Here is a 19,486-nt window from a genome sequence, read left to right as displayed (position 1 = left end):
GCCCCCCGCCCGCGGGGGAGGCGTGCGCGGTCGGCGGCCGTCGGTATCGCGACCGGCGGGGTTCCTCCGCGGGCGGTGAGGGCACGAGCGCCGGGCCGGTGAGGGCGCGGCCGTGCTCATGTCAGCTGATGATCTCGAAGGCCCAGGGCCACGCACCGTAGCTCGACGTGTTGATGCCGTGCTGGAGCGAGCCGGTGTACCGGTCCTGACCCTGGACGATCCTGATGACCACGCGGCCGCCGTCCTGCAGGGAGATGCGGCCGTCGTGGACGGCGGCGGTGCAGACCGAGGAGTCGGTGGTGTAGGGGCCGGAGCCCCACACCGTGCCGATGAAGCCCTCCTTCGGGCAGTCGTAGGCGACCGTCGTGCCCGCCTTCTCGTCGTAGTCCGAGGCCTTCGCCGCCCAGTCGACGTTGTCGCGGGTGATCTCCGCCTGGACCTCGGAGCTGCCGCCCGCGCCCGAGCCCGACGTGGAGCCGTCGCCGCTCATGAGCTTGTTGATGCCGTATGCGCCGGCGCCGAGCAGGAGCAGCACGACCACCGCCGCGGCGATCAGGACCCCGGTGCGCCTGTTCCGGGGAGCCTGCGCCGGAGGGGGCGCGGGGGTGCGGGCGGCGTACGCGGGAGGCACGGAAACCGGCGGCGTCGACACCGGAGAGGCCGTCGGCGGCGCGGAGATCGGCGCCACGGGGGAGACCGGGACGGCTGCCGAGAACGCCGCGGGCGAGACCGGAGCCACGGGAACCGCCGCGCGGGGGGCGGCCGGCGGTGCGGCCGCGGGGGGCGCGAAGTGCGCGGAGGCTGGGTGCGCGGAGGCGGGGTGCGCGAACGCGGGGGGCGCGGAGGCGGGGTGCGCGAAGGCGGGGGTCGTGAAGCTCGCCGAGGCGCCGACCGCGCCCTGCGCCACCACGAGCTCCGGCTGCTCCACGACCGTCGGCGCGATCCCGAGCGCCTGGTGCAGCAGTGTGGCGACCAGCGGAATCCGGCTCCCGCCGCCGACGAGGAACACGCCCTGCACCTCGGCCGGGGTCAGGCCCGCGGCGGCGATGGCCGCGCGGGTCGACGTCACCGTCGCGGTGAGGATGGGGCGGGCGAGCTCCTCGAACTGGTCGCGGCCGAGCGGGACGTCGGACTCGAGGGACGGCACGTGGATCATGGTCGAGGAGGTGCGGGAGAGCATCTCCTTCGCCGAGCGGACGTCGTCCCAGAGCATGCGGTGCGAGCGGCGCTCGGTGCTCGTCGTGGGGTGGGTCACGCGCTGCCAGGCCCGCGGGTCGCGGCCGGCGTGCACCGCGCCGAGGAAGCCCACGATGGCCGCGTCGATGTCGAGGCCGCCGGACGTGGCCAGGCCCTCGGCGGACAGCACCTCGAAGGTGCCGCCGCCGTGGCGGACCACGGACGCGTCGAACGTGCCGGCGCCGAGGTCGTAGACGACGAAGGCCCCGCCCGGCTTCGCGCCGCCCAGGGAGAAGAAGACCTGCGCGGCGGCGACCGGCTCGGGCACCAGGGTGACGGCGCCGAGCCCGGCGCGCTGCGCGGCGGCGAGCAGCACGCCACGGCGGGTCTGCGCCCAGGCGGCCGGGCACGTGATGGTCGCGGGGCCGAGCGCGCCGCCGGAGACCCGCCGCGCCTCGCCGGCCACGCGGGCCAGGACGGCGGCGATGAGGTCCACGGTCGCGACCTCGTGCTCGCCCAGCAGGACGGCCGGTTCGTCGATGCGTCGCTTGGGATTCGGCTCGAAGCGCTCCGGGCTGATGCGTGCCGCATGCACCGCGTCGCGCCCGGTGAGCAGGCCCTGCTGCGCGTCGGCGTAGACCGACGAGGGCAGCGTCGGCGACCCGTCGAACAGCAGCGGCCGCACGTGCCCGTCGGGCCACGCCAGCATCGCCACGGTGTTCGAGGTGCCGAAATCGACCCCGAGCCGGTGCCCTCGCCCATCCACGCAGCCAATATACGGGCTGGTGAGCAGGGTGTTATCGGCTCAACGGGTCCGGTTTGCGCGCTTGACGGGCGCATCGACATCCGTTAGACCGGCAGGAGTACCACATCGTCAATCGTCTATGGAGGACACCGTGGTCCGATCGCTCGTCGCCCTGGTGGTGCTCGCCGCCGCCGTCGGCGCGACCGCCGCCGCCGTCGGCGCGACCGCCGCCGCCGTCGGCGCGACCGCCGCCGCCGTCGGCGCGACCGCCGCCGCCCCTTCGGCTTCCGCGGCGGCCCAGGCCGCGGGCCCCTGCGGGTACACCGCGACCCCCGAGGACCCGCCCGCGCGCCCGATCTCGCTGCCGCCCGACCCGCGGCCCACGCCCGCCCGCGGGACCGTCACCGTCACGCTGTTCACCAACCTCGGCCCGATCCCGCTGACCCTCGACCGCGCCGAGGCGCCCTGCACCGTGCAGAGCTTCCTGCACCTCACCCGCCACGGCTTCTACAACCGCACCGTGTGCCACCGCCTCACCACGTACGCGACGCTCAAGGTCCTGCAGTGCGGCGACCCGACGGGCACCGGCGAGGGCGGCCCCGGGTACCGCTACAAGGACGAGCTGCCCACGAACCTGCCCCCGGCCCCGACCGACCCGACGGGGGCGCGGAAGGTCTACGCCCGCGGCGTGCTCGCCATGGCCAACGCCGGCCCGGACACCAACGGCAGCCAGTTCTTCCTGGTCTTCGCCGACTCGGCGCTGCGCCCGAACTACACGATCTTCGGCTCGGTCCGCCCGCTGGGCCTGCACACCCTGGACCGCATCGCCGCCGGCGGTGTCGCGCCCACGGACGACGACCCGGCCCCGGTGGACGGCGCCCCGGCCCGGCGCACGGAGATCGTCCTGGCCCTGTAACGCCGGAGGCGGTCCGGGCCGCCCGACCGGCGGCCCGGGTCGCCGGGCCTGGTGGCGAATGTGCGGCAACGCGGCATGATGTTGCGCGTGTACGAGTTGGACGTCGTCGCGCCCGACAGCCTGGGCCGGTTCGTGTATCGCTGGTACGGCCCCCCGGACCGCCCGCCCGCCGCCCCCGTCCGGCCCGGCGTCCCCGAGGCCCTGGCCGAGTGGCACCGCCTCCAGGCGCGCTACACCTACCCGCTGAGCCGCGACCACGAGATGCTCCCGCCGGGCGGTCCCCGCTTCTGGCAGGGCGCCACCGACTGGTACGCCTACGACGCCGACGCCCACCGGGCCGGCGACCCGGACCCCGAGGTCATCGAGAACGGCGAGGTGCGCACCGGCCTGCCGCTGTCGCGGTTCCTGGTCTACGCCGCCGTCTACGAGGCCACCTACGCCCCGCTGCACGGCCTGGTCCTCATGTCCCCGCCCGCCGGGGCGATCCGCGCGGTGAAGGTCCGCCTCCGCGAGCTCGACGACGGCCTGTGGCAGTGGCCGGACCCGGACGTGCGCTACTTCGGCGACGACGACCTGCTGGCCCACCTCGGCCCGGACCGCATCGTGGTCGCCGCCCGCCACCGCGACGCCCTCGGCCGCTTCGACGGCCTGGCCCTGCCCTGGGACTGGGACTCGAGAGCGCTGTAACCGCGGCAAGCCCGACATATAGGACTTGCCGCCGGTCCGGGTATAAAGGCGACAAGTCGTGGCGCGAAGCGCCCGACTTGTCGAAGAACCCGAGATCAGGGCACGTGCACCAGCATGGCGCACACGTCCTCGTCCTCGGGGACGTTCAGCACCGTCATGATGTGCGACACCACCGCGTCGAAGTCGGCCAGGTCCACGCTCTCCCCGGCGCGGCGCACGAGGTCCAGGCCGCCGCCCCGGCGCCGGGACACCGTGGCGTTCAGGCCGGTGTAGAAGAGCACGCGGTCGCCGGGGTCGAGGGTGACGGCCGCGTCCGAGTACCGCATCTGGTCGACCTCGCCCAGCGGCAGCCCCAGCGGGCCCGAGAGCACGGTGCCCGCCCCGGAGGCGTCGTAGCGGATCGGGGCGACCTGCCCGGCCGCGGCCCAGCGCAGCTCGCGCGTGCCCGGGGAGTAGCGGGCCACGATGAGGCAGGCCGTGTGCTCCACCTCCATCGCGCACAGCATGCCGTTCACGGCGGTCAGGATGTCGCCGGGCGACATGTCCAGCGTCGCGTAGGCCCGCACCGCGTAGCGCAGCCGCGCCGCCGTCGTCATCGAGGACAGCCCGCGCTCGTCGACGTCGCCGAGCACCAGGATCGTGCCGTCGCCGGCGACCGGGGTCGCGTCGTACCAGTCCCCGTCGATGGTCCCGACCCGCTCGGGCGAGCGGCACCGGCCGCAGATCTCGACGCCCTCCAGGTGCCCGAGCTCGGGGTCGGTCGGCAGCAGCGCCTTCTGCAGCGCCTCGGCCGCGCGGCGCTCGTCGGCGAGCCGGTGCCGCTGGGCGGCCAGGGCCTCCTCCGCGCGGCGCAGCCGGGCCTCGATCGCGCGCTCCTCGGTGACGTCCTGCACCGTGCCGCGCACCGCGGTGACGTTGCCGGTGTCGTCCTGGATCGCCTCGGCGGTGAGCCGGAGCCGGCGGCCGTTGACGCGCCCGGCCCCCCGGATCTCGGCCAGCAGCTGCTTGCCCTCGACGATGGTGCGCCGCACCGCGTCCTGCACGGCGAGCAGGTCGTCGGGGTGCACGCTCGCGGTGAGCTCGTCGACCGGGATGCGGCTCGCGTCCGCGCCGCGCCCGCCGGCCTGGCCGCGGTGGAAGAGCCGGACGAGCTCGGGGGAGCAGCGCGGCTCGGGGTCGCGCAGCTCCCAGCAGAACGAGCCGATGCCGGCGATGCGCTCGGCCTGCAGCAGCTGGTCGTAGAGCAGGTCGGCCTCGGTGGCGACCCGCCACACCGCGAACACCCGGTCCCACAGGCGCACCGCGTGCACCGACAGCGTCTGCGGCCCGGGCACGCCGTCGGTGCGCGGGTCGGCCCGCAGCCCCTCGAGGCGGCGGGGCTGGCCGTCCTGCAGCACGCGCGCGAACTCGGGCAGCAGCGTCGAGCTGCCCAGCGCCGGATACGCGGCCAGCAGCGTCGCCTCGTCGGGGTCCACCCGCGCCCCGGAGAAGATCTTCCGCGCCAGACTGTTGGCGTACTCCACCCGGAAGTCGACCAGCTGCCCGTCCTCGTGCACCGGGGAGAGCAGCGCGCCCGGGTCGTGCAGCGCGTCGACGACGGTCGGCAGCCACACCTGGGCCGGGGCCGCCAGCCCGCTCTCCTCGCCGGCGACGTGGAACCAGGCGCTGGCGATCTCGTCGCCGATGAGCGTGTCGACCTGGCGGGCCACCGGCTCGAGCAGCGCGGCCACGTAGCGGCGCAGCTCCTCGGCCTCGGGCAGCGCCTCGGCCCAGGTCATCAGGATGCCGCCGATGACCCGCTCGCCGGAGATCAGCGGGGACGCGAGCAGCGTCTCGCCGGAGAACGGCTGCTCGCCGAGCACCGGGAAGCGCCGCCGGGCGCCGGGCTCGGGGGCCAGCCACAGCGTCTCCACCTCGTGCGCGGCGACGACGAGGGGCACCCCGGGGTCGGGGGGAATGCGCGACCAGCGGCTGCGCACCTCGCCCGGCACCCCGAACGTGCCCACGCCGCGCTGGGCGCCGTCCGGGTCGAGCAGGGTCAGCAGCACCGCGGTGGGCGCCGGCCACGCGGTCGGGGCGGTGCCGAGCACGTCGCAGATCTCGTCGTAGCTGCGGGCGGCCGCGATCCGGGCGCTCAGGAGCTGGTGCTGGGACTGCAGCGCCTCGACCTCGGGGGTACGGCTGGAGCGCTTCCTGGCCGGCGCGGGGACGACGTCCGGCTTGACCGACGCCGGGGCCGCGCTGCGGGAGCGGGCCACGTGCTGGCGCAGCTCGTCGTCGATGAGATTCACCACATCCGGCGCGTTCGGGTCCGGCGACGTGGTGCCCACGATCGCCGCGGCGACCTCGATGAGCTTGATGTTGGTGCGCTGGCTGAGCCGCACGAGCTGGTCGAAGCCCTGGTCGGGGGTGACCCCGAGCCGTTCCACGAGCACGCCCTTGGCCTGCTCGATGACCGCGCGGTTCCGCATGGCGGTGCGCACCCCGGTCAGCTCGGCCCGCAGCTTCGCGACCAGCGCGGCGAGCGCCTCCGCCGGCTCCGCGCTACTGCTTTCTGCGGGGGCCCTGTCGGCCATGCCTCCGCCTCTCCTGTCCGTGCTCCTACGGCGGGCCGGCTCCGGCTCGCCCGTTGATGTTTACCACCATCCGGCCCGGGTAGGGGCGTTGGCAGGTCAGCGCAGTCGGATCGGTGGAGGTCGCAGAGTTGAGGATCGCCCTGGTCTCCGCCCAGGCCAGCCCGCTCGGGCTGGGCGGACCGACGGCGGGAGGCCGGCACACGCACGTGGCGGCCCTGGCCAAGGCCCTCGGCGCGCTGTCGCACGAGGTGACCGTGTATGTGCGCCGCGAGGACAAGAGCCTGCCCGAGACGCTCCCGTTCGCGCCGGGCGTCACGATCGAGCAGGTGTCCGCCGGCCCCGTGCAGCCGCTGCCGGCCGATGACCAGCTTCCCCTCATGGGGGACTTCGGCCGGGCGCTGGCCGACCGGTGGAAGCCGGACGGACACGGGAGCGGGCCGGGCGGACCGGACGTGGTGCACGCGCACTACTGGCTGTCGGGCCTCGCCGCGCTCACCGCCACCGCCGACGTGCGCCGGCCGGTCGTGGTCACCTACCACGGTCTCGCCGCGGCCGAGCGCCGCCACCTGCCCGTCGACCACAACGCCGGACCGGGCCCCCGGGCGGGCATGGAGCGCACGCTGGGCTCCCTCGCCGACCGGGTGGTGGCCCAGAGTGAGGACGAGGTCGCCGACCTCGGCCGCATGGGCATCCGGCGCGCCACCACCGTGATCGTCCCGCCCGGCGTCGACCCTGAAATCTTCACGCCGTCCGGCCCGGCCGCCGACCACCGCCGCCCCGGGTTGCGCCGCATCCTCACCGTCGGCCCGCTCGTGCCGCGCAAGGGCTTCGGCGACCTCGTCGAGGCGCTGCGCCGCGTGCCGGGGGCCGAGCTGGTGATCGTCGGCGGCTCCGACCCGGCCCGCCCGCCGCGCGACATCGACGCCGACCCCGAGGCCCGCCGGCTGCTGCAGCTGGCCGACGCCCACGGTGTCGCCGACCGGGTGCGCATCGTCGGCGCGGTCACCCAGGAGGAGCTGGCCGGCTGGTACCGCTCCGCCGACGTCCTGGCCTGCGCCCCCTGGTACGAGCCCTCCGGCCTGACCCCGCTGGAGGCGATGTCCTGCGGCGTGCCCGTGGTCGCCTACGAGGTCGGCGGCATCGGCGAGAGCGTCATCGACAACGTCACCGGCGTGCTCGTCCCGCCCCGCGACCCCAACGCGCTGGCCGGCGCCCTGCGGGCCCTGCTCGGCGACGAGGTGCGCCGGATGAGCTTCGCCAGCGCCGCGATCGACCGCGTCCGCTCCCGCTACACCTGGGAGAGAACCGCGACGGAGCTGGAGCGGGTGTACCGCACGGTGACCGGCGCCACCGACGCCGCCGACGAGTCCGGCTCCGACGCCGGCTCGGACGAGGACGAACTCTTCGAGGTCTCCTGACCACGTTCGGTGGTGTGCGTCTTGCCCGCAGGCCGGGCGGCGCGGTAATTTGAACGAACCGTATCTGCATCCGTCGCTGGATTCGCCTCCAGTGCCGGATGGCCTCGGCGGATCGTCAAATCAGCCGCGATCCAGTCGCCGCGGGCCGTGCCGGGCGCTCGAGACCAGGGCGTCGTCTGGCCGAACTCATGCCGCGAGACCGCCGTGCGGTGCTCCGCGGCACGGTAAGGCAGGGGGACCCCCTCATGACCATCACCCGCGCACCCGGCCGCACCCCCGGCAAGCACGCCGAGGCGGCCGCCCAGGCCCTGTTCACCGTGCTGGCCGACCTCCCGGCCGGCAGCCCCGACCGGCCCCGCGTCCGGGCTCGCCTCATCGAGCTGTACCTGCCGATGGCCGAGTACCTGGCGCGCCGCTTCCGCAACCGCGGCGAGCCGCTCGACGACCTCACCCAGGTCGCGGGCCTCGGCCTGATCAAGGCCGTGGACGGCTTCGACCCGTCCCGCGGGGCGGCGTTCACCAGCTACGCGATCCCGATGATCGTCGGCGAGCTCAAGCGGCACTTCCGCGACAAGGGCTGGGACGTGCGCGTCCCGCGCCGGCTGCAGGAGCTGCGCCTGGAGATCAGCAAGGTCTCCGGCGACCTCGCCCAGGACCTGGGCCGCTCGCCGACCGTCGCCGACCTCGCCGACCGGCTCGGGGTCAGCGAGGAGGAGATCATCGAGGGCCTCGAGTCCGGGCACGCGTACCGCACCCTGTCGATCAACGCCCCGGCCGGCGGCGACGGCAGCGCGACCGAGCTCGCCGACCTCCTCGGCGGGGCGGACCGGGCCCTGGAGGCGGTCGACGAGCGCGAGTCGCTGCGGCCGCTCATCGCCCGGCTGCCCGAGCGCGAGCAGAAGATCATCGCCATGCGGTTCGTCGGCAACCTGACGCAGACGCAGATCGCCGCCCGGCTCGGGATCTCCCAGATGCACGTGTCGCGGCTGCTGACCCACGCCCTGACGTTCCTGCGCGGCGAGCTGGCCGAGCCCCTGTGACGCGGCGAGCCCCGGTGGTCTAGGTCGGGGCGAGCACCGACGAGAGCTGGTACACGTTGTAGGCCTGCCGGATCACCGGATGGGCCACGTTGCGCACGGGAACCCCGCCCGGCGTCGTGCCGCGCTCCGAGCCCGCGTGCGCGTGGCCGTGCACGGCCAGCCCGACGCCGGGCGCCCCGTCGATGGCCTGCGCCAGGTGGTACGACCCCAGGAACGGGTAGATCTCGAGGGGCTCGCCCAGCAGTGTCTCCGGCACGGGGGAGTAGTGCGTCAGCGCGATGCGCACATCGCAGTCCAGCTCGGCCAGGCTCTCGCCGAAGCGCGCCGCCAGCTCGCGGCCGTGGCTGGTGAACGCCTTCATCTCCGGCTCGCCGAACTCGCTGGCGCAGGCGCCCGCGAAGCCGCCGCCGAAGCCCTTGGTCCCGGCGATGCCGACGCGCATGCCGTGGCACTGCAGCACGGTGCCGGAGCACTCCAGGACGATCAGGCCGGCGTCGCGCAGTACCGCCGCCACCGCCTCCTGCTCGTCGGAGTGGTAGTCGTGGTTGCCGAGGATCGCGACCACCGGCACGGGCAGCCCGCCGAACTCGCGGGCCACGCACGCCGCCTCGGCCGCGGTGCCGTGCCGGGTCAGGTCGCCGGCCAGCAGCAGCAGGTCGGCCTTCGCGCCGAGGTGCTCCAGCGCCGGCCGGTAGCGGCCCACGACGTCGGCATCCATATGCACGTCGCCGACCGCCGCCACGCGAACACAGCCCTCATCGGTCCCCGCCACGCCGACACCTGCGCTCACAGCTCCTCCACCTCTTCGGGCTCGTGGACCCGGGTCAGGCCGATGCTGCACTGCACCGGCAGGTCCGGGAACGCCTCGGCGACCACCCGGCAGATCGTGTCGCGGCGCTCGGCGCTCTCCACCTCGCCGACGAGCGCGATCCCGGTGGCGGTGCGCACGAAGCGGATCCCCTGCTCGGCGATCCGTTCGTCCTCGGCGAGCAGGTGCTGCAGCTCGCCCTCGAGGTACTGGTCCGTAGCCATCGTGTTCCCCCTTAGACGGCCGCCGCCAGCGCATTGGCCTCGGCCATCGACATCACACCGAGGCGGTCGATCAAGAATAGAAAAGCATGGGCGTAGGGCGAGTGGGCCGTTTCCCGGTAGACCCGGGGCCAGTCGATCTGCTCCCGCAGCGAGCGCGCCACCGGCAGCCCGCGGGCGAAGTCGCAGTAGTGCGCCGACCACGTGAGCACCTTGTGGATCATCAGCTCGGTCGCCGAGAGGACCGGCATGTGGCAGGCGTTGACCGCGATGACGTCGGTGTCGCTCAGGGTCGCGTCGGTCACCGGCCGCTGCACCGGGCAGAAGATGAAGTCGATCAGCAGGTCGCCGTGCTCCGTGTCGTCCCAGGCCTTCACGAGCCAGCCCTCGGGGGGCACCTCGCCGCGGAAGCCGACCTCGGCCAGCGAGGCGAGCACCCGCCCGGCGTCCTCCTCCTTGATGAGGAAGTCGATGTCGTGGTCGACGGATTCGCCGCCGCGCGCGTACACCGCGAAGCTGCCCGCCAGGCAGAAGGGGATGCCCGCGTCCTTGAGATGGAACGCGGCCTTCTTGAGCGTGGCGATCAGCGGCTGCCTGTCCTCGGAAACTGCCATGCCTGACGGCTTACCCGCCGCGTCATTCCGTCACACGCACCGAATTCGCCAGCAGATCCCCCAGCCGCCGCAGCTCCCCGGCCGGGCAGGCCTGGGCCAGCCGCGGGAAGAGCTCGGTCTCCTCCTCCTGCATGTGCTGGCGCACGGCGTCGAAGTGCTCCACGGCGAGCGAGCCGAACGAGGCGTGCTCGGCGTCCTCGTACTCCGCGATGTCCGGCCCGGCCGGCAGGTGCTCGCGCAGGGCCGGGTGCAGGAAGCGCGACTCGGCGTCGGTGTGGCGCCGCAGCGCCTCCGCGGCGGCGGCCAGGGCCTCGCGGCGCAGCCGCGGGGTGGGGGCCGTCTCGGCGTCGGCGAAGAGCGACTCCAGCCGCCGGTGCTCGGCCGTGAGGAGCTCGAGGAGGTCCGCCGACATGGATCAGGCGTACCCAGACCGGGCATTCGCCAACCCACCCTGCCGATGACGTTGGTACATGTGTTCGAATACTGGACCATGGAGCGCAGAAAGCACTGGTGGAACGGCACCTGGGGCCGGCTGGCCCGCCGCGACGTCTACCTCTTCGAGGACGCCGGCATCTGGTGGGTCGAGTCGCGGGAGGGCGGCGCCGACGGGCGCTGCCGTCGCTACGAGTTCGCCGACGAGGACAGCGCGATGAACTGCGTCTCCGGCCTGCTCGCCCAGCCGGGCAACTGGCGCGAGCTGCGGTAGGCGCAACGATTCGTCGTGTGGCTGCCGTACTGCACAACGAAACTGCGCCACCAAGCACCGGATCGCAATGGTTCGTCGTCCGGGCGGGTCGTAGGTTGTGACCATGAGTCGTCGCTACCTCATGTGCCGCCCGACGTACTTCGCGGTGGACTACGCGATCAACCCGTGGATGGACCCGACCCAGCCGGTCGACGCCGGCCGGGCGGTCGAGCAGTGGACGACCCTCTACGAGCTGTACCTGTCCCTCGGCCACACCGTCGAGCTCATCGACCCGGTCCCCGGCCTGCCCGACATGGTCTTCGCCGCCAACGGCGCGACCGTGGTGGACGGCCGGGTCTACGGCGCGCAGTTCCGCCACCCCGAGCGCGCCGACGAGGGCCCGGCCTACCTGGAGTGGTTCGCCCGTAACGGCTTCGACGTGCACGCGGCCAAGAGCGTCAACGAGGGCGAGGGCGACCTGCTGCTGGCCGGCGACTGGATCCTGGCCGGCACCGGGCTGCGCACCGAGCACGCCGCGCACGCCGAGGCGCAGGAGCTCTTCGGCCGCCCGGTGGTGACCCTGCAGCTCGTCGACCCGCGCTACTACCACCTCGACACCGCGCTCACCGTGCTGTCGGGGGACACCATCGCGTACTACCCGGGCGCGTTCTCCGCGGGCAGCCAGGCGGTCCTGCGCCGGCTCTACCCCGACGCCGTGCTCGCCACCGCCGAGGACGCCGCCGTGCTGGGCCTCAACGCGGTCAGCGACGGCCACCGGGTCGTCCTGCCATCCGCCGCCACCCGCCTGGCCGGGGAGCTAGCGTCGAAAGGGTTCCAGCCGGTCCCCGTCGACGTCTCCGAACTGCACAAGGCCGGCGGCGGCCCGAAGTGCTGCACCCTGGAGGTCCGCGCATGACCAGCGTCGTCAATCGCACCAGCGCCGGCAGCCGCACCGGCGCCGGCAGTCGCACCGCGTCGGCTGTGGAAGCGGCGGAGCAGCACACCGCGCACAACTACCACCCGCTGCCGGTCGTCATCGCCGAGGCCGAGGGCGCCTGGGTCACCGACGTCGACGGGCGCCGCTACCTCGACTGCCTCGCCGGCTACTCCGCGCTGAACTTCGGCCACCGCCACCCCGGCCTCATCGCCGCCGCCCGCGAGCAGCTCGACCGGGTCACGCTCACGAGCCGCGCCTTCCTGCACGACCAGTTCGGCCCGTTCTGCGCCGACCTGGCCCGGCTCACCGGCAAGGAGCTGGTGCTGCCGATGAACAGCGGGGCCGAGGCCGTGGAGACCGCGATCAAGGTGTCGCGCAAGTGGGGGTACAAGGTCAAGGGCGTCCCCGACGGCCGGGCCACCATCATCGTGGCCGACGGCAACTTCCACGGCCGGACCACGACCATCGTGAGCTTCTCGACCGACCCCGAGGCCCGCGCCGACTACGGGCCCTACACGCCCGGCTTCGTCGTCGTGCCCTACGGCGACCTCGACGCGCTCGCGGCCGCAGTCGACGACACCACCGTCGCCGTGCTCCTGGAGCCGATCCAGGGCGAGGCGGGGGTCCTGGTACCGCCGCGCGGCTACCTGTCCGGCGTGCGCCGGCTGTGCACCGAGCGCGGCGTGCTCTTCGTCGCCGACGAGATCCAGTCCGGCCTCGGCCGCACCGGGGCCACGTTCGCGTGCGACGACGAGTCCGTGGTGCCGGACATGTACATCCTGGGCAAGGCCCTCGGCGGCGGCATCGTCCCGGTGTCGGCGGTCGCGGCGAACGCCGACATCCTCGGCGTGCTGCGGCCGGGCGAGCACGGCTCCACGTTCGGCGGCAACCCGCTCGCGTGCGCCGTGGCCCGGGCCGTCATCGCCCTGCTGGAGACCGGCGAGCCGCAGGCCCGCGCCCGCGAGGTCGGCGCCCACCTGCACCGGCGGCTGCACGCGCTCGTCGGCCACGGCGTGACCGCGGTGCGCGGCCGGGGCCTGTGGGCGGGCATCGACATCGACCCCGCGCTCATGACGGGCCGCGAGGCGAGCGAGCGCCTCATGGCCCGCGGCGTGCTGGCCAAGGACACCCACGGCTCGACCCTGCGCCTGGCCCCGCCCCTGGTGGTCACCGAGGCCGACATCGACCTCGCCGTGGACGCCCTGACCGCGGTGCTCAAGGACTCAGCGGCGCAGTAGCCGGTTCAACCAGCCCGAGCGCTGCTCGGGCACCGCCGGGGGCGCCTCCATCACCAGCACGTCCGGGGATGCGGGGCGCACCGGCGGGACGACCGCCGGCATCCGGCGCGGGCGGGGCAGCGACGGGCGCTCGCCGTGCGCGACGGGCGGCGACGGGCGCTCGCCGTGCGCGAGGGGTGCCGACGGGTGCTCGCCGTGCGCGAGGGGCGGCGACGGGTGCTCGCCGTGCGCCACCGGGCACCGCGCGGCCGCGGGCGGAGTGATCGGGGAGCGTCCCCGCCGGCCCAGTTCGCGGGCCTCCGCGTCCAGGTAGAACGCGGGGCGCTGGTCGGCCTCGGCGTAGTACCGGTGAAAGACGCCGAGCGTCGAGGAACTCATCGGCGGCACGATCCACGACCAGTCGGCCGGGGTCGGGCGGCCGCTGCGCTCCTCGCTCGCGATGTGGGCCAGGAACCGCTCCGACTCGGTGTGGTGGTCGCTGATGCGCGCGCCCGCCTGGTCGAAGGACCACAGCACCGCGCGGTTGAGCTCGACGAGCGCGCGGTCCTTCCACAGCGAGCGCTCGGTCGAGGTGTCCAGGCCCATGCGCGCGGCGATGAGCGGCAGCAGGTCGTACCGGTCGCGGTCGGCGAGGTTGCGGGCGCCGATCTCGGTCCCGAGGTACCAGCCGTTGAACGGGGCGAGCGGGTAGTCCACCCCGCCGATGCTCAGCCGCATGTTCGCGATCGCCGGGATGGCGTGCCAGCGCAGCCCCAGCTCGGCGAACCAGCGCAGCTCCGGGTGCTCGATCGGCACCTCCCACACCGCGTCCTCGGGCAGCTCGCGCAGCGTGACCGAGCCGTCGGGGGCCTCGATCGCCAGCGGCAGCACGTCGAAGGGGTTGTCGGGCTTGCCGTGCCAGCCGTACTGCCGCAGCGTCTCGGTGAACTGCGCGTACCGCGGGTCGCCGACCACGGTGCCGTCCGGGTGGCGGTGCCCGGCGTAGCGGATCAGCTGGTCGTTCCACAGCCGCACGGCCGGCCGGCCCGGGATGTGCTGGGCGAAGACGGAGATCATCGGGCGGATGACGTGCCGCTCGCGCTGCCCGGCCAGGCGCAGGTGCCGGACGAGCTCGTCGGCGACCTCGCCGGGCGTGGTCACCTTGCGCAGGTCGCGCACGACGAGGCTGCGCCAGTAGAGCCGGCCGATGCAGCGGCTCGCGTTGCGCCAGGCCACCCGGGCGCCGAAGACGAGCTCGGCGTAGGTGTGCACGTAGGTGCCGGTCTCGGCGATCTCGTCGCGGACCCGGGCCAGGCGCTCACGCCCGTTGCCCCCGGGCTGCTGCTCGTGGTGGAAGAGGGCCAGGAAGTCCTCGGCCTCCGCGGGATCCACGGGGGCGTGGTCGTCCCAGGGCCGTCCCTGCGTATCGCGGTATCCGGGCACGCTCACGCGCAACCTCCAACGCGGATGTTCCAGTGCGGGTGGCAAGGAGAACATCGTGTTCGCGCGCGGAAGGTCCAGGTCGCACACGGTGTGCGGCCCGCGGGGCGGCGTCAGCTATTGCAAGTTGCAGAAAACGGAAAGGGAGCGCCGCCGGACGCTCCGGCGACGCTCCCCTCCTCGGCCCCCCACCCCACTAACCGGAGGCCACCCGGCGCAGCCGGGCCAGGTAGGTCTGCGCCACGACCACCAGCGCGATGAACGCCCCGCTGATGACCGTCTGCCAGGCCGACGTGACGGTGCCGATCTGGTTGATGATGTTCTGGATCACCTGCAGCAGCAGCACGCCGGCGATGGTGCCGCCGAGGGTGCCCGCGCCGCCGGTCAGCAGCGTGCCGCCGACGACCACCGCGGCGATCGCGTCGAGCTCCATGCCCGTGCCCAGCACCGTGACGCCGGAGCCGAGCCGGGCCGCGTTGAGGGCGCCCGCGAGCCCGGCCAGGAGGCCGGAGAGCACGTAGACCCGCACCTGGGTGCTGCGGATCTTCACGCCCATCAGGCGGGCCGCGTCCTCGCTGCCGCCGATGGCGTAGACGGACTGGCCGAAGCGGCTGCGGTACAGCAGCAGCATCCCGGCCGCGAAGAGCACCACGACGAGGTAGACCGGGTACCCGATCCCGCCCAGCTCGCCCGTGCCGAAGTGCTTGAAGGAGTCGGTCTTCACCAGGTAGGTGTCGGCTCCCTCGTCGGACAGGGCGAGCATCAGCCCGCGGGCCCCGAGCAGCCCGGCGAGCGTGACGATGAAGGGCGCCAGCCGCGCGTAGGCGATGATGAGCCCCTGCGCCAGCCCGAACAGCCCGCAGACGGCCAGGGGGAGCGCGAAGGCGGCCCAGGTGCCGAACTGCGACGCCCAGGCGGCCAGCACCCCGCCCAGCACGTACAGCGACCCGACGGACAGGTCGATGCCGCCGCTGATGATCACGAAGGTCATGCCGAGCGCGATGAGCGCGGGCGGCGCGGTGGAGATGAGCACCGTGCCGAGGTTGTCGAAGGTGCGGAAGCTGTCCCACGTGACGACGCCGACGATGATCACGAGCACGAGCACGGCGAGCGCGCCCTGGCGCTGCACCAGCTCGACGATCCGCTCGGTGCGCATCGAGGCGGCCTCGGCCCGGGCCGGCTTGGCCGGGGGCGTGACCACGGTACCGGCGGGCATACGCGGAGGCGTCTGGCTCATCGGGTCCTCCGTTCGCGGGCCGCGTACACGGCGACCAGGATGATGACCGCCTGCACCATCTGCGCGGTCGAGTCGCGCAGGTTGTTGGCGATCATCGTCGCGGTCAGCAGCTGCATGAGCAGCGCGCCGGCCACGGTGCCGAGCACGCGCACCTTGCCGCCGGTCAGCGGGGTGCCGCCGACGACCACCGCGGTGATCGCGGAGAGCTCGATGAGCAGCCCGATCCGCGACGCGTCGGCCGAGCCGATCCGGGCCACCTGGATGACGCCCGCGATCGAGGCGAGGATCGCGCTGATGACGTAGACCGTCACCAGCACCCGGCGCACCGGGACGCCGGCCAGCACCGCGGCCGGGCGGTTGTCGCCGATGGCCAGCAGTCGCCGGCCGAAGACCGTCCGGCGCACCACGAAGCCGACCACGACGGCCAGCACCGCGGCGATCCACACGGTGTAGGGCACGTAGAAGAACTGGCCCGTGCCGATCTCGATGAAGTTCTGGTCGTGGATGTCCTTGTAGCGCCCGCTGGACAGCACGAGCGCGATGCCCCGGCCCGCCACCAGCATCGCCAGCGTCGCCACGATCGGCTGGAGGCCGACGAAGGCCACCAGGCCGCCGTTGACCAGGCCGATGACCAGCCCGCCGACGAGCGCGAGGACGATCGCGGGGACGGGGCCGTAGCCGAGGTACAGCGGGATGATCGCCGCCCCGAGGGCCATCACGGACCCGACCGACAGGTCGATGCCCTCGGTGCCGATGACCAGCGCCATGCCCAGCGCCACGATCACCACGGGGGTGACCTGGACGAGCTGGATGCGCAGGTTCGACCACTCGAGGAAGTTGTCGGTCCAGACGATGTTGAACAGCACCAGCACGAGCAGGGCCACGTAGACGCCGTACACCGGCAGCAGCCGGCGCCAGCGGGACAGATCGAGCCTGTTGACAGCCGTCGTATCCGTCATGACGACGCCACCGCGATCACGTTCATCAAATGCTCCGTCGTCACTTCCTCGCCGCGCAGCATCCCCACCACGGCGCCATCACGCAGGACCACGACCCGGTCGGAGCCCTCGACGAGCTCCTCGGCGTCGGAGGACACCAGCACCACCCCGAGGCCCTCGGCCGCCAGCTCGTCGATGAGCGCCTGCACCTCGGCCTTCGCGCCCACGTCGATGCCGCGGGTCGGCTCGTCCAGCAGCAGCACCTTCGGGCCGGTCGCCAGCAGCCGGGCCAGCAGCACCTTCTGCTGGTTGCCGCCGGAGAGATCGCCGACCCGCTGGTGCGGGCTGGACGCCTTGATCCGCAGGCGCTGCATGAACGTGTCGACGATCTCGTCGATCTTGCGCTCGGAGACGACGCCGGCGGTGGCGAGGCGGGGCAGGATCGCCAGGGCGATGTTCTCCCGCACCGACAGCCCCAGCGCGATGCCCTCGGCCTTGCGGTCCTCGGGCTGCACGGCGATGCCGGCCTTCAGCGCGCTCACCGGGGTCGGGCGGCGCAGCGGCCGGCCGTCGACCTCGACGGCCCCGCTGTCCAGCGGCAGCGCGCCGGCCACCGCCTTGATGGTCTCGCTGCGCCCGGCGCCGAGCAGGCCGCCGAGCCCCACGACCTCGCCCGGCCGGACCTCGAAGCTGACGCCGGCGAGGTGGTGGCGGCTGTTGAGGTCGGTGGCCTTCAGCACCGGCGCGCCGCCGGCGGCGTCGTGCTCGCCGGCGAAGCTGGTGAACGAGCGCCCGGCCGAGACCGGACGGCCCAGCATGTGCGAGACGAGCTGGACGCGCTCCAGGTCGGCCAGCCGGCCCGCGTGGACGAGCTTGCCGTCGCGCAGGATCGTGACGCTGTCGCAGATGCGGTACAGCTCGTCGAGGCGGTGGCTCACGTAGATGATGCCGACGCCGCGCTCGTGCAGCCGTTGGATGACGCCGAAGAGCGTCTCCACCTCGCGGGGCTCGAGCGAGGAGGTCGGCTCGTCCATCACGACGACCTTGGCGTCGACCATGACGGCCCGGGCCAGCGCGACCATCTGCTGCGCGCCGAGGGGCATGAGGCCCAGCGGGCGGCGCACGTCGGAGGTGATGCCGTAGCCGGAGAGGATCTCGGCCGCCTCGCGGTTCATCCGGGCGACGTCGACCAGGCCGAGGCGGTTGCGCGGCTCGCGGGTGAGGAAGAGGTTGCGCGCCACGCTCATGAGCGGGACGAGGTTGACCTCCTGGTAGATGGTGGAGATCCCGGCCGCCTGGGCGTCCAGCGGGCCGCCGAAGGAGACCGGCTCGCCCTGGTAGCGCACCTCGCCGCCGTCCGGGCGGTAGACGCCGGTGAGGACCTTGATCAGGGTGGACTTGCCGGCGCCGTTCTCGCCGACGAGCGCGTGCACCTCGCCCGCGTGCAGCGTGAACGAGACGTCGTCGAGCGCGCGCACGCCCGGGAACCGCTTGCTGACCCCGGTGACTTCCAGCAGGGACATGTTGCCTCTTCTCACGCGTCGAACCCCGGCCCGCGCCCGGCGCGAGGCCGGGCGCGGACCGGGGTTGCCAGGCCTAGTAGGACAGACCGATGTCGGACGACGCGTTGGTGGAGTCGTACTCGCGGTCGGAGATGATGATGTTCTCCGGGATCGCCTCGCCGTTGAAGAACTTCTCAGCGGTGGAGAAGGCCAGCGGGCCGAAGCGCGGGTTGGACTCGATGACCGAGTAGATCCAGCCGTCGACGATGCCCTGGACCGCGCCCTTGGTGCCGTCGATCGTCACGATCTTGACGTCGCCGGCCTTCTTGCTGGCGCCCTTGAGGGCGGTCACCGCGCCGAGGGCCATCTCGTCGTTCTCGGCGTAGATGCCGTTGACGTTCGGGTTGGCCTGCAGCAGCTGCTCGGCCGTCTTCTGGCCCTCCTCGCGGGAGAAGTTGCCGGTCTGCTCGAAGACGATCTTGATGCCCGGGGCGACCTTGGCCATCTCGTCCTTGAAGCCGCTGGTGCGCAGCGTGGTGACGTTGTTGCCCGGCGCGCCGAGCAGGATCGCGACCGTGCCGGTGTTGTTGAGGGCCTTGGCCATCTTGTCGGCGGCCCGCTTGCCCTGCTCCGCGAAGTCCGACCCGATGAAGGTCAGGTAGTTGGTGCAGCTCTTCGCGTTGATCTTCCGGTCGATCGTGATGATCGGGATCTTCTTCGCCGAGGCCTTGGCGAAGACCGAGTCCCAGCCGTCGGAGTTCAGCGGAGCGACGATCAGCAGCTGCACGCCCTGGTCGATCAGGGTGCTCACGTCGGTGATCTGCTTGTCGAACTTCGAGTCGGCGTTGGTGGTCTTGAGGTTGGCCTCGGGGATGCCCAGCTTCTTCGCCTCGTCCTTGATGGACTGGGTCTCGGCGATGCGGAAGGGGTTGGCCTCCTTCTCCGACTGGGAGAAGCCCACCTGGGCCGTCTTCAGGTCGATCTTGGTGCCGCCGAACTGCTGCAGCGTGCAGGTGGCGCCGGAGGCGTCGGCCGACTTGGTGGCCTGCGCGGCGGCGGAGGCGTTCGCCGACGAGCCGGACCCGGCGGTGTCGTCCTCGGACTTCGCGCAGCCGGTCATCAGCAGGGCCGCGGCGCTGAGCACGGCCAGGGCGGGCCGCCAGCGGCCACGCATGTCGATCATGGTGCAACTCCCTTGAGCGAGGGGTCGACTGGGGTGTCGGTGCGAGACCTCATCGAGGTGTATCGCATTCACTCATCCTCCAACTTTTTCTGTCAAGACTTTCCACCCACCCGCCCAAAACCAAACACCAACTGTCACATGACCGA

Annotated in this window: 18 protein-coding genes; 7 read left to right on the top strand and 11 right to left on the bottom strand. The window is 73.1% G+C overall.

Features of this window, described 5'->3' with window-relative positions; translation table 11 throughout:
* Positions 1 to 121 precede the first annotated feature (121 nt).
* Entirely contained in the window at positions 122 to 1,942 is a 1,821-nt protein-coding gene (locus ACQP2P_RS39075) for an Hsp70 family protein (protein ID WP_433609707.1), read from the bottom strand.
* A gap of 130 nt (positions 1,943 to 2,072) precedes the next feature.
* On the opposite strand from ACQP2P_RS39075, the gene ACQP2P_RS39070 reads away from it, so the two are divergent.
* Together ACQP2P_RS39070 and ACQP2P_RS39065 are read left to right on the top strand one after the other, a co-directional pair.
* Positions 2,073 to 2,837, top strand: coding sequence for a peptidylprolyl isomerase (locus ACQP2P_RS39070; protein WP_433609705.1), 765 nt, complete (start codon positions 2,073 to 2,075; stop codon positions 2,835 to 2,837).
* Positions 2,838 to 2,924: 87 nt separating this feature from the next.
* Positions 2,925 to 3,524: a hypothetical protein gene (locus ACQP2P_RS39065; RefSeq protein WP_433609703.1), complete on the top strand. Its 600-nt coding sequence runs from the start codon at positions 2,925 to 2,927 to the stop codon at positions 3,522 to 3,524.
* A gap of 95 nt (positions 3,525 to 3,619) precedes the next feature.
* On the opposite strand, the gene ACQP2P_RS39060 is transcribed toward ACQP2P_RS39065, so the two are convergent.
* On the bottom strand, positions 3,620 to 6,100 hold the full coding sequence (locus ACQP2P_RS39060; RefSeq protein WP_433609701.1) for a SpoIIE family protein phosphatase: 2,481 nt from the start codon (positions 6,098 to 6,100) through the stop codon (positions 3,620 to 3,622).
* A 128-nt stretch (positions 6,101 to 6,228) separates the two neighbouring features.
* On the opposite strand from ACQP2P_RS39060, the gene ACQP2P_RS39055 reads away from it, so the two are divergent.
* Both ACQP2P_RS39055 and ACQP2P_RS39050 read left to right on the top strand, forming a co-directional pair.
* Positions 6,229 to 7,518: a glycosyltransferase gene (locus ACQP2P_RS39055; RefSeq protein WP_433609699.1), complete on the top strand. Its 1,290-nt coding sequence runs from the start codon at positions 6,229 to 6,231 to the stop codon at positions 7,516 to 7,518.
* A gap of 245 nt (positions 7,519 to 7,763) precedes the next feature.
* Positions 7,764 to 8,558, top strand: coding sequence for an RNA polymerase sigma factor SigF (locus ACQP2P_RS39050; RefSeq protein ID WP_433609697.1), 795 nt, complete (start codon positions 7,764 to 7,766; stop codon positions 8,556 to 8,558).
* 19 nt (positions 8,559 to 8,577) lie between these two features.
* On the opposite strand, the gene ACQP2P_RS39045 is transcribed toward ACQP2P_RS39050, so the two are convergent.
* The 4 genes from ACQP2P_RS39045 to ACQP2P_RS39030 all read right to left on the bottom strand — a co-directional run bounded on the left by ACQP2P_RS39045 (position 8,578) and on the right by ACQP2P_RS39030 (position 10,613).
* Positions 8,578 to 9,276 carry a metallophosphoesterase family protein gene (locus ACQP2P_RS39045; protein WP_433619442.1) on the bottom strand — a complete coding sequence of 233 codons (699 nt, stop codon included), beginning with the start codon at positions 9,274 to 9,276 and terminating at the stop codon, positions 8,578 to 8,580.
* A 68-nt stretch (positions 9,277 to 9,344) separates the two neighbouring features.
* Entirely contained in the window at positions 9,345 to 9,590 is a 246-nt protein-coding gene (locus tag ACQP2P_RS39040) for a hypothetical protein (RefSeq protein ID WP_433609695.1), read from the bottom strand.
* An 11-nt stretch (positions 9,591 to 9,601) separates the two neighbouring features.
* Entirely contained in the window at positions 9,602 to 10,201 is a 600-nt protein-coding gene (locus ACQP2P_RS39035) for a nucleotidyltransferase family protein (protein WP_433609693.1), read from the bottom strand.
* A 22-nt stretch (positions 10,202 to 10,223) separates the two neighbouring features.
* Positions 10,224 to 10,613: a hemerythrin domain-containing protein gene (locus ACQP2P_RS39030; protein WP_433079494.1), complete on the bottom strand. Its 390-nt coding sequence runs from the start codon at positions 10,611 to 10,613 to the stop codon at positions 10,224 to 10,226.
* Between the two features lie 78 nt (positions 10,614 to 10,691).
* Between ACQP2P_RS39030 and ACQP2P_RS39025 the strand changes: the two genes are divergently transcribed.
* The 3 genes from ACQP2P_RS39025 (at position 10,692) to rocD (ending at position 13,061) form a co-directional block, all read left to right on the top strand.
* Entirely contained in the window at positions 10,692 to 10,907 is a 216-nt protein-coding gene (locus ACQP2P_RS39025) for a hypothetical protein (RefSeq protein ID WP_433079492.1), read from the top strand.
* 103 nt (positions 10,908 to 11,010) lie between these two features.
* A complete protein-coding gene (gene ddaH, locus ACQP2P_RS39020; RefSeq protein WP_433609690.1) occupies positions 11,011 to 11,802 on the top strand; it encodes a dimethylargininase in 792 nt (263 codons plus the stop codon).
* Positions 11,799 to 13,061 (top strand): ornithine--oxo-acid transaminase, encoded by a 1,263-nt coding sequence (rocD, locus tag ACQP2P_RS39015; protein WP_433609688.1) that lies wholly within the window; start codon positions 11,799 to 11,801, stop codon positions 13,059 to 13,061. The genes ddaH and rocD overlap by 4 nt, the downstream gene beginning before the upstream one ends.
* Here the strand turns inward: rocD and ACQP2P_RS39010 are convergent.
* The 5 genes from ACQP2P_RS39010 to ACQP2P_RS38990 form a co-directional block, all read right to left on the bottom strand.
* On the bottom strand, positions 13,047 to 14,489 hold the full coding sequence (locus ACQP2P_RS39010; RefSeq protein WP_433609686.1) for a nitric oxide synthase oxygenase: 1,443 nt from the start codon (positions 14,487 to 14,489) through the stop codon (positions 13,047 to 13,049). The genes rocD and ACQP2P_RS39010 overlap by 15 nt on opposite strands.
* A gap of 187 nt (positions 14,490 to 14,676) precedes the next feature.
* The gene (locus tag ACQP2P_RS39005) at positions 14,677 to 15,717 is read right to left on the bottom strand and encodes an ABC transporter permease (protein WP_433609684.1); all 1,041 of its coding nucleotides are present in this window, start codon (positions 15,715 to 15,717) and stop codon (positions 14,677 to 14,679) included.
* Positions 15,714 to 16,676, bottom strand: a complete 963-nt coding sequence (locus ACQP2P_RS39000) for an ABC transporter permease (RefSeq protein WP_433609682.1) — start codon at positions 16,674 to 16,676, stop codon at positions 15,714 to 15,716. The genes ACQP2P_RS39005 and ACQP2P_RS39000 overlap by 4 nt, the downstream gene beginning before the upstream one ends.
* A complete protein-coding gene (locus ACQP2P_RS38995) occupies positions 16,673 to 18,178 on the bottom strand; it encodes a sugar ABC transporter ATP-binding protein (protein ID WP_433609680.1) in 1,506 nt (501 codons plus the stop codon). Before ACQP2P_RS38995 ends, ACQP2P_RS39000 begins: the two co-directional genes overlap by 4 nt.
* 73 nt (positions 18,179 to 18,251) lie before the next feature.
* Positions 18,252 to 19,340 (bottom strand): ABC transporter substrate-binding protein, encoded by a 1,089-nt coding sequence (locus tag ACQP2P_RS38990; protein WP_433609678.1) that lies wholly within the window; start codon positions 19,338 to 19,340, stop codon positions 18,252 to 18,254.
* Between the last annotated feature and the right edge of the window lie 146 nt (positions 19,341 to 19,486).

Origin of the sequence: Dactylosporangium sp. CA-139114, from assembly GCF_050955725.1 — a bacterium.
GTDB lineage: Bacteria > Actinomycetota > Actinomycetes > Mycobacteriales > Micromonosporaceae > Dactylosporangium.
The sequence above is the reverse complement of the archived record's forward strand: the minus strand, read 5'-3'. Positions and strand labels throughout refer to the sequence as shown.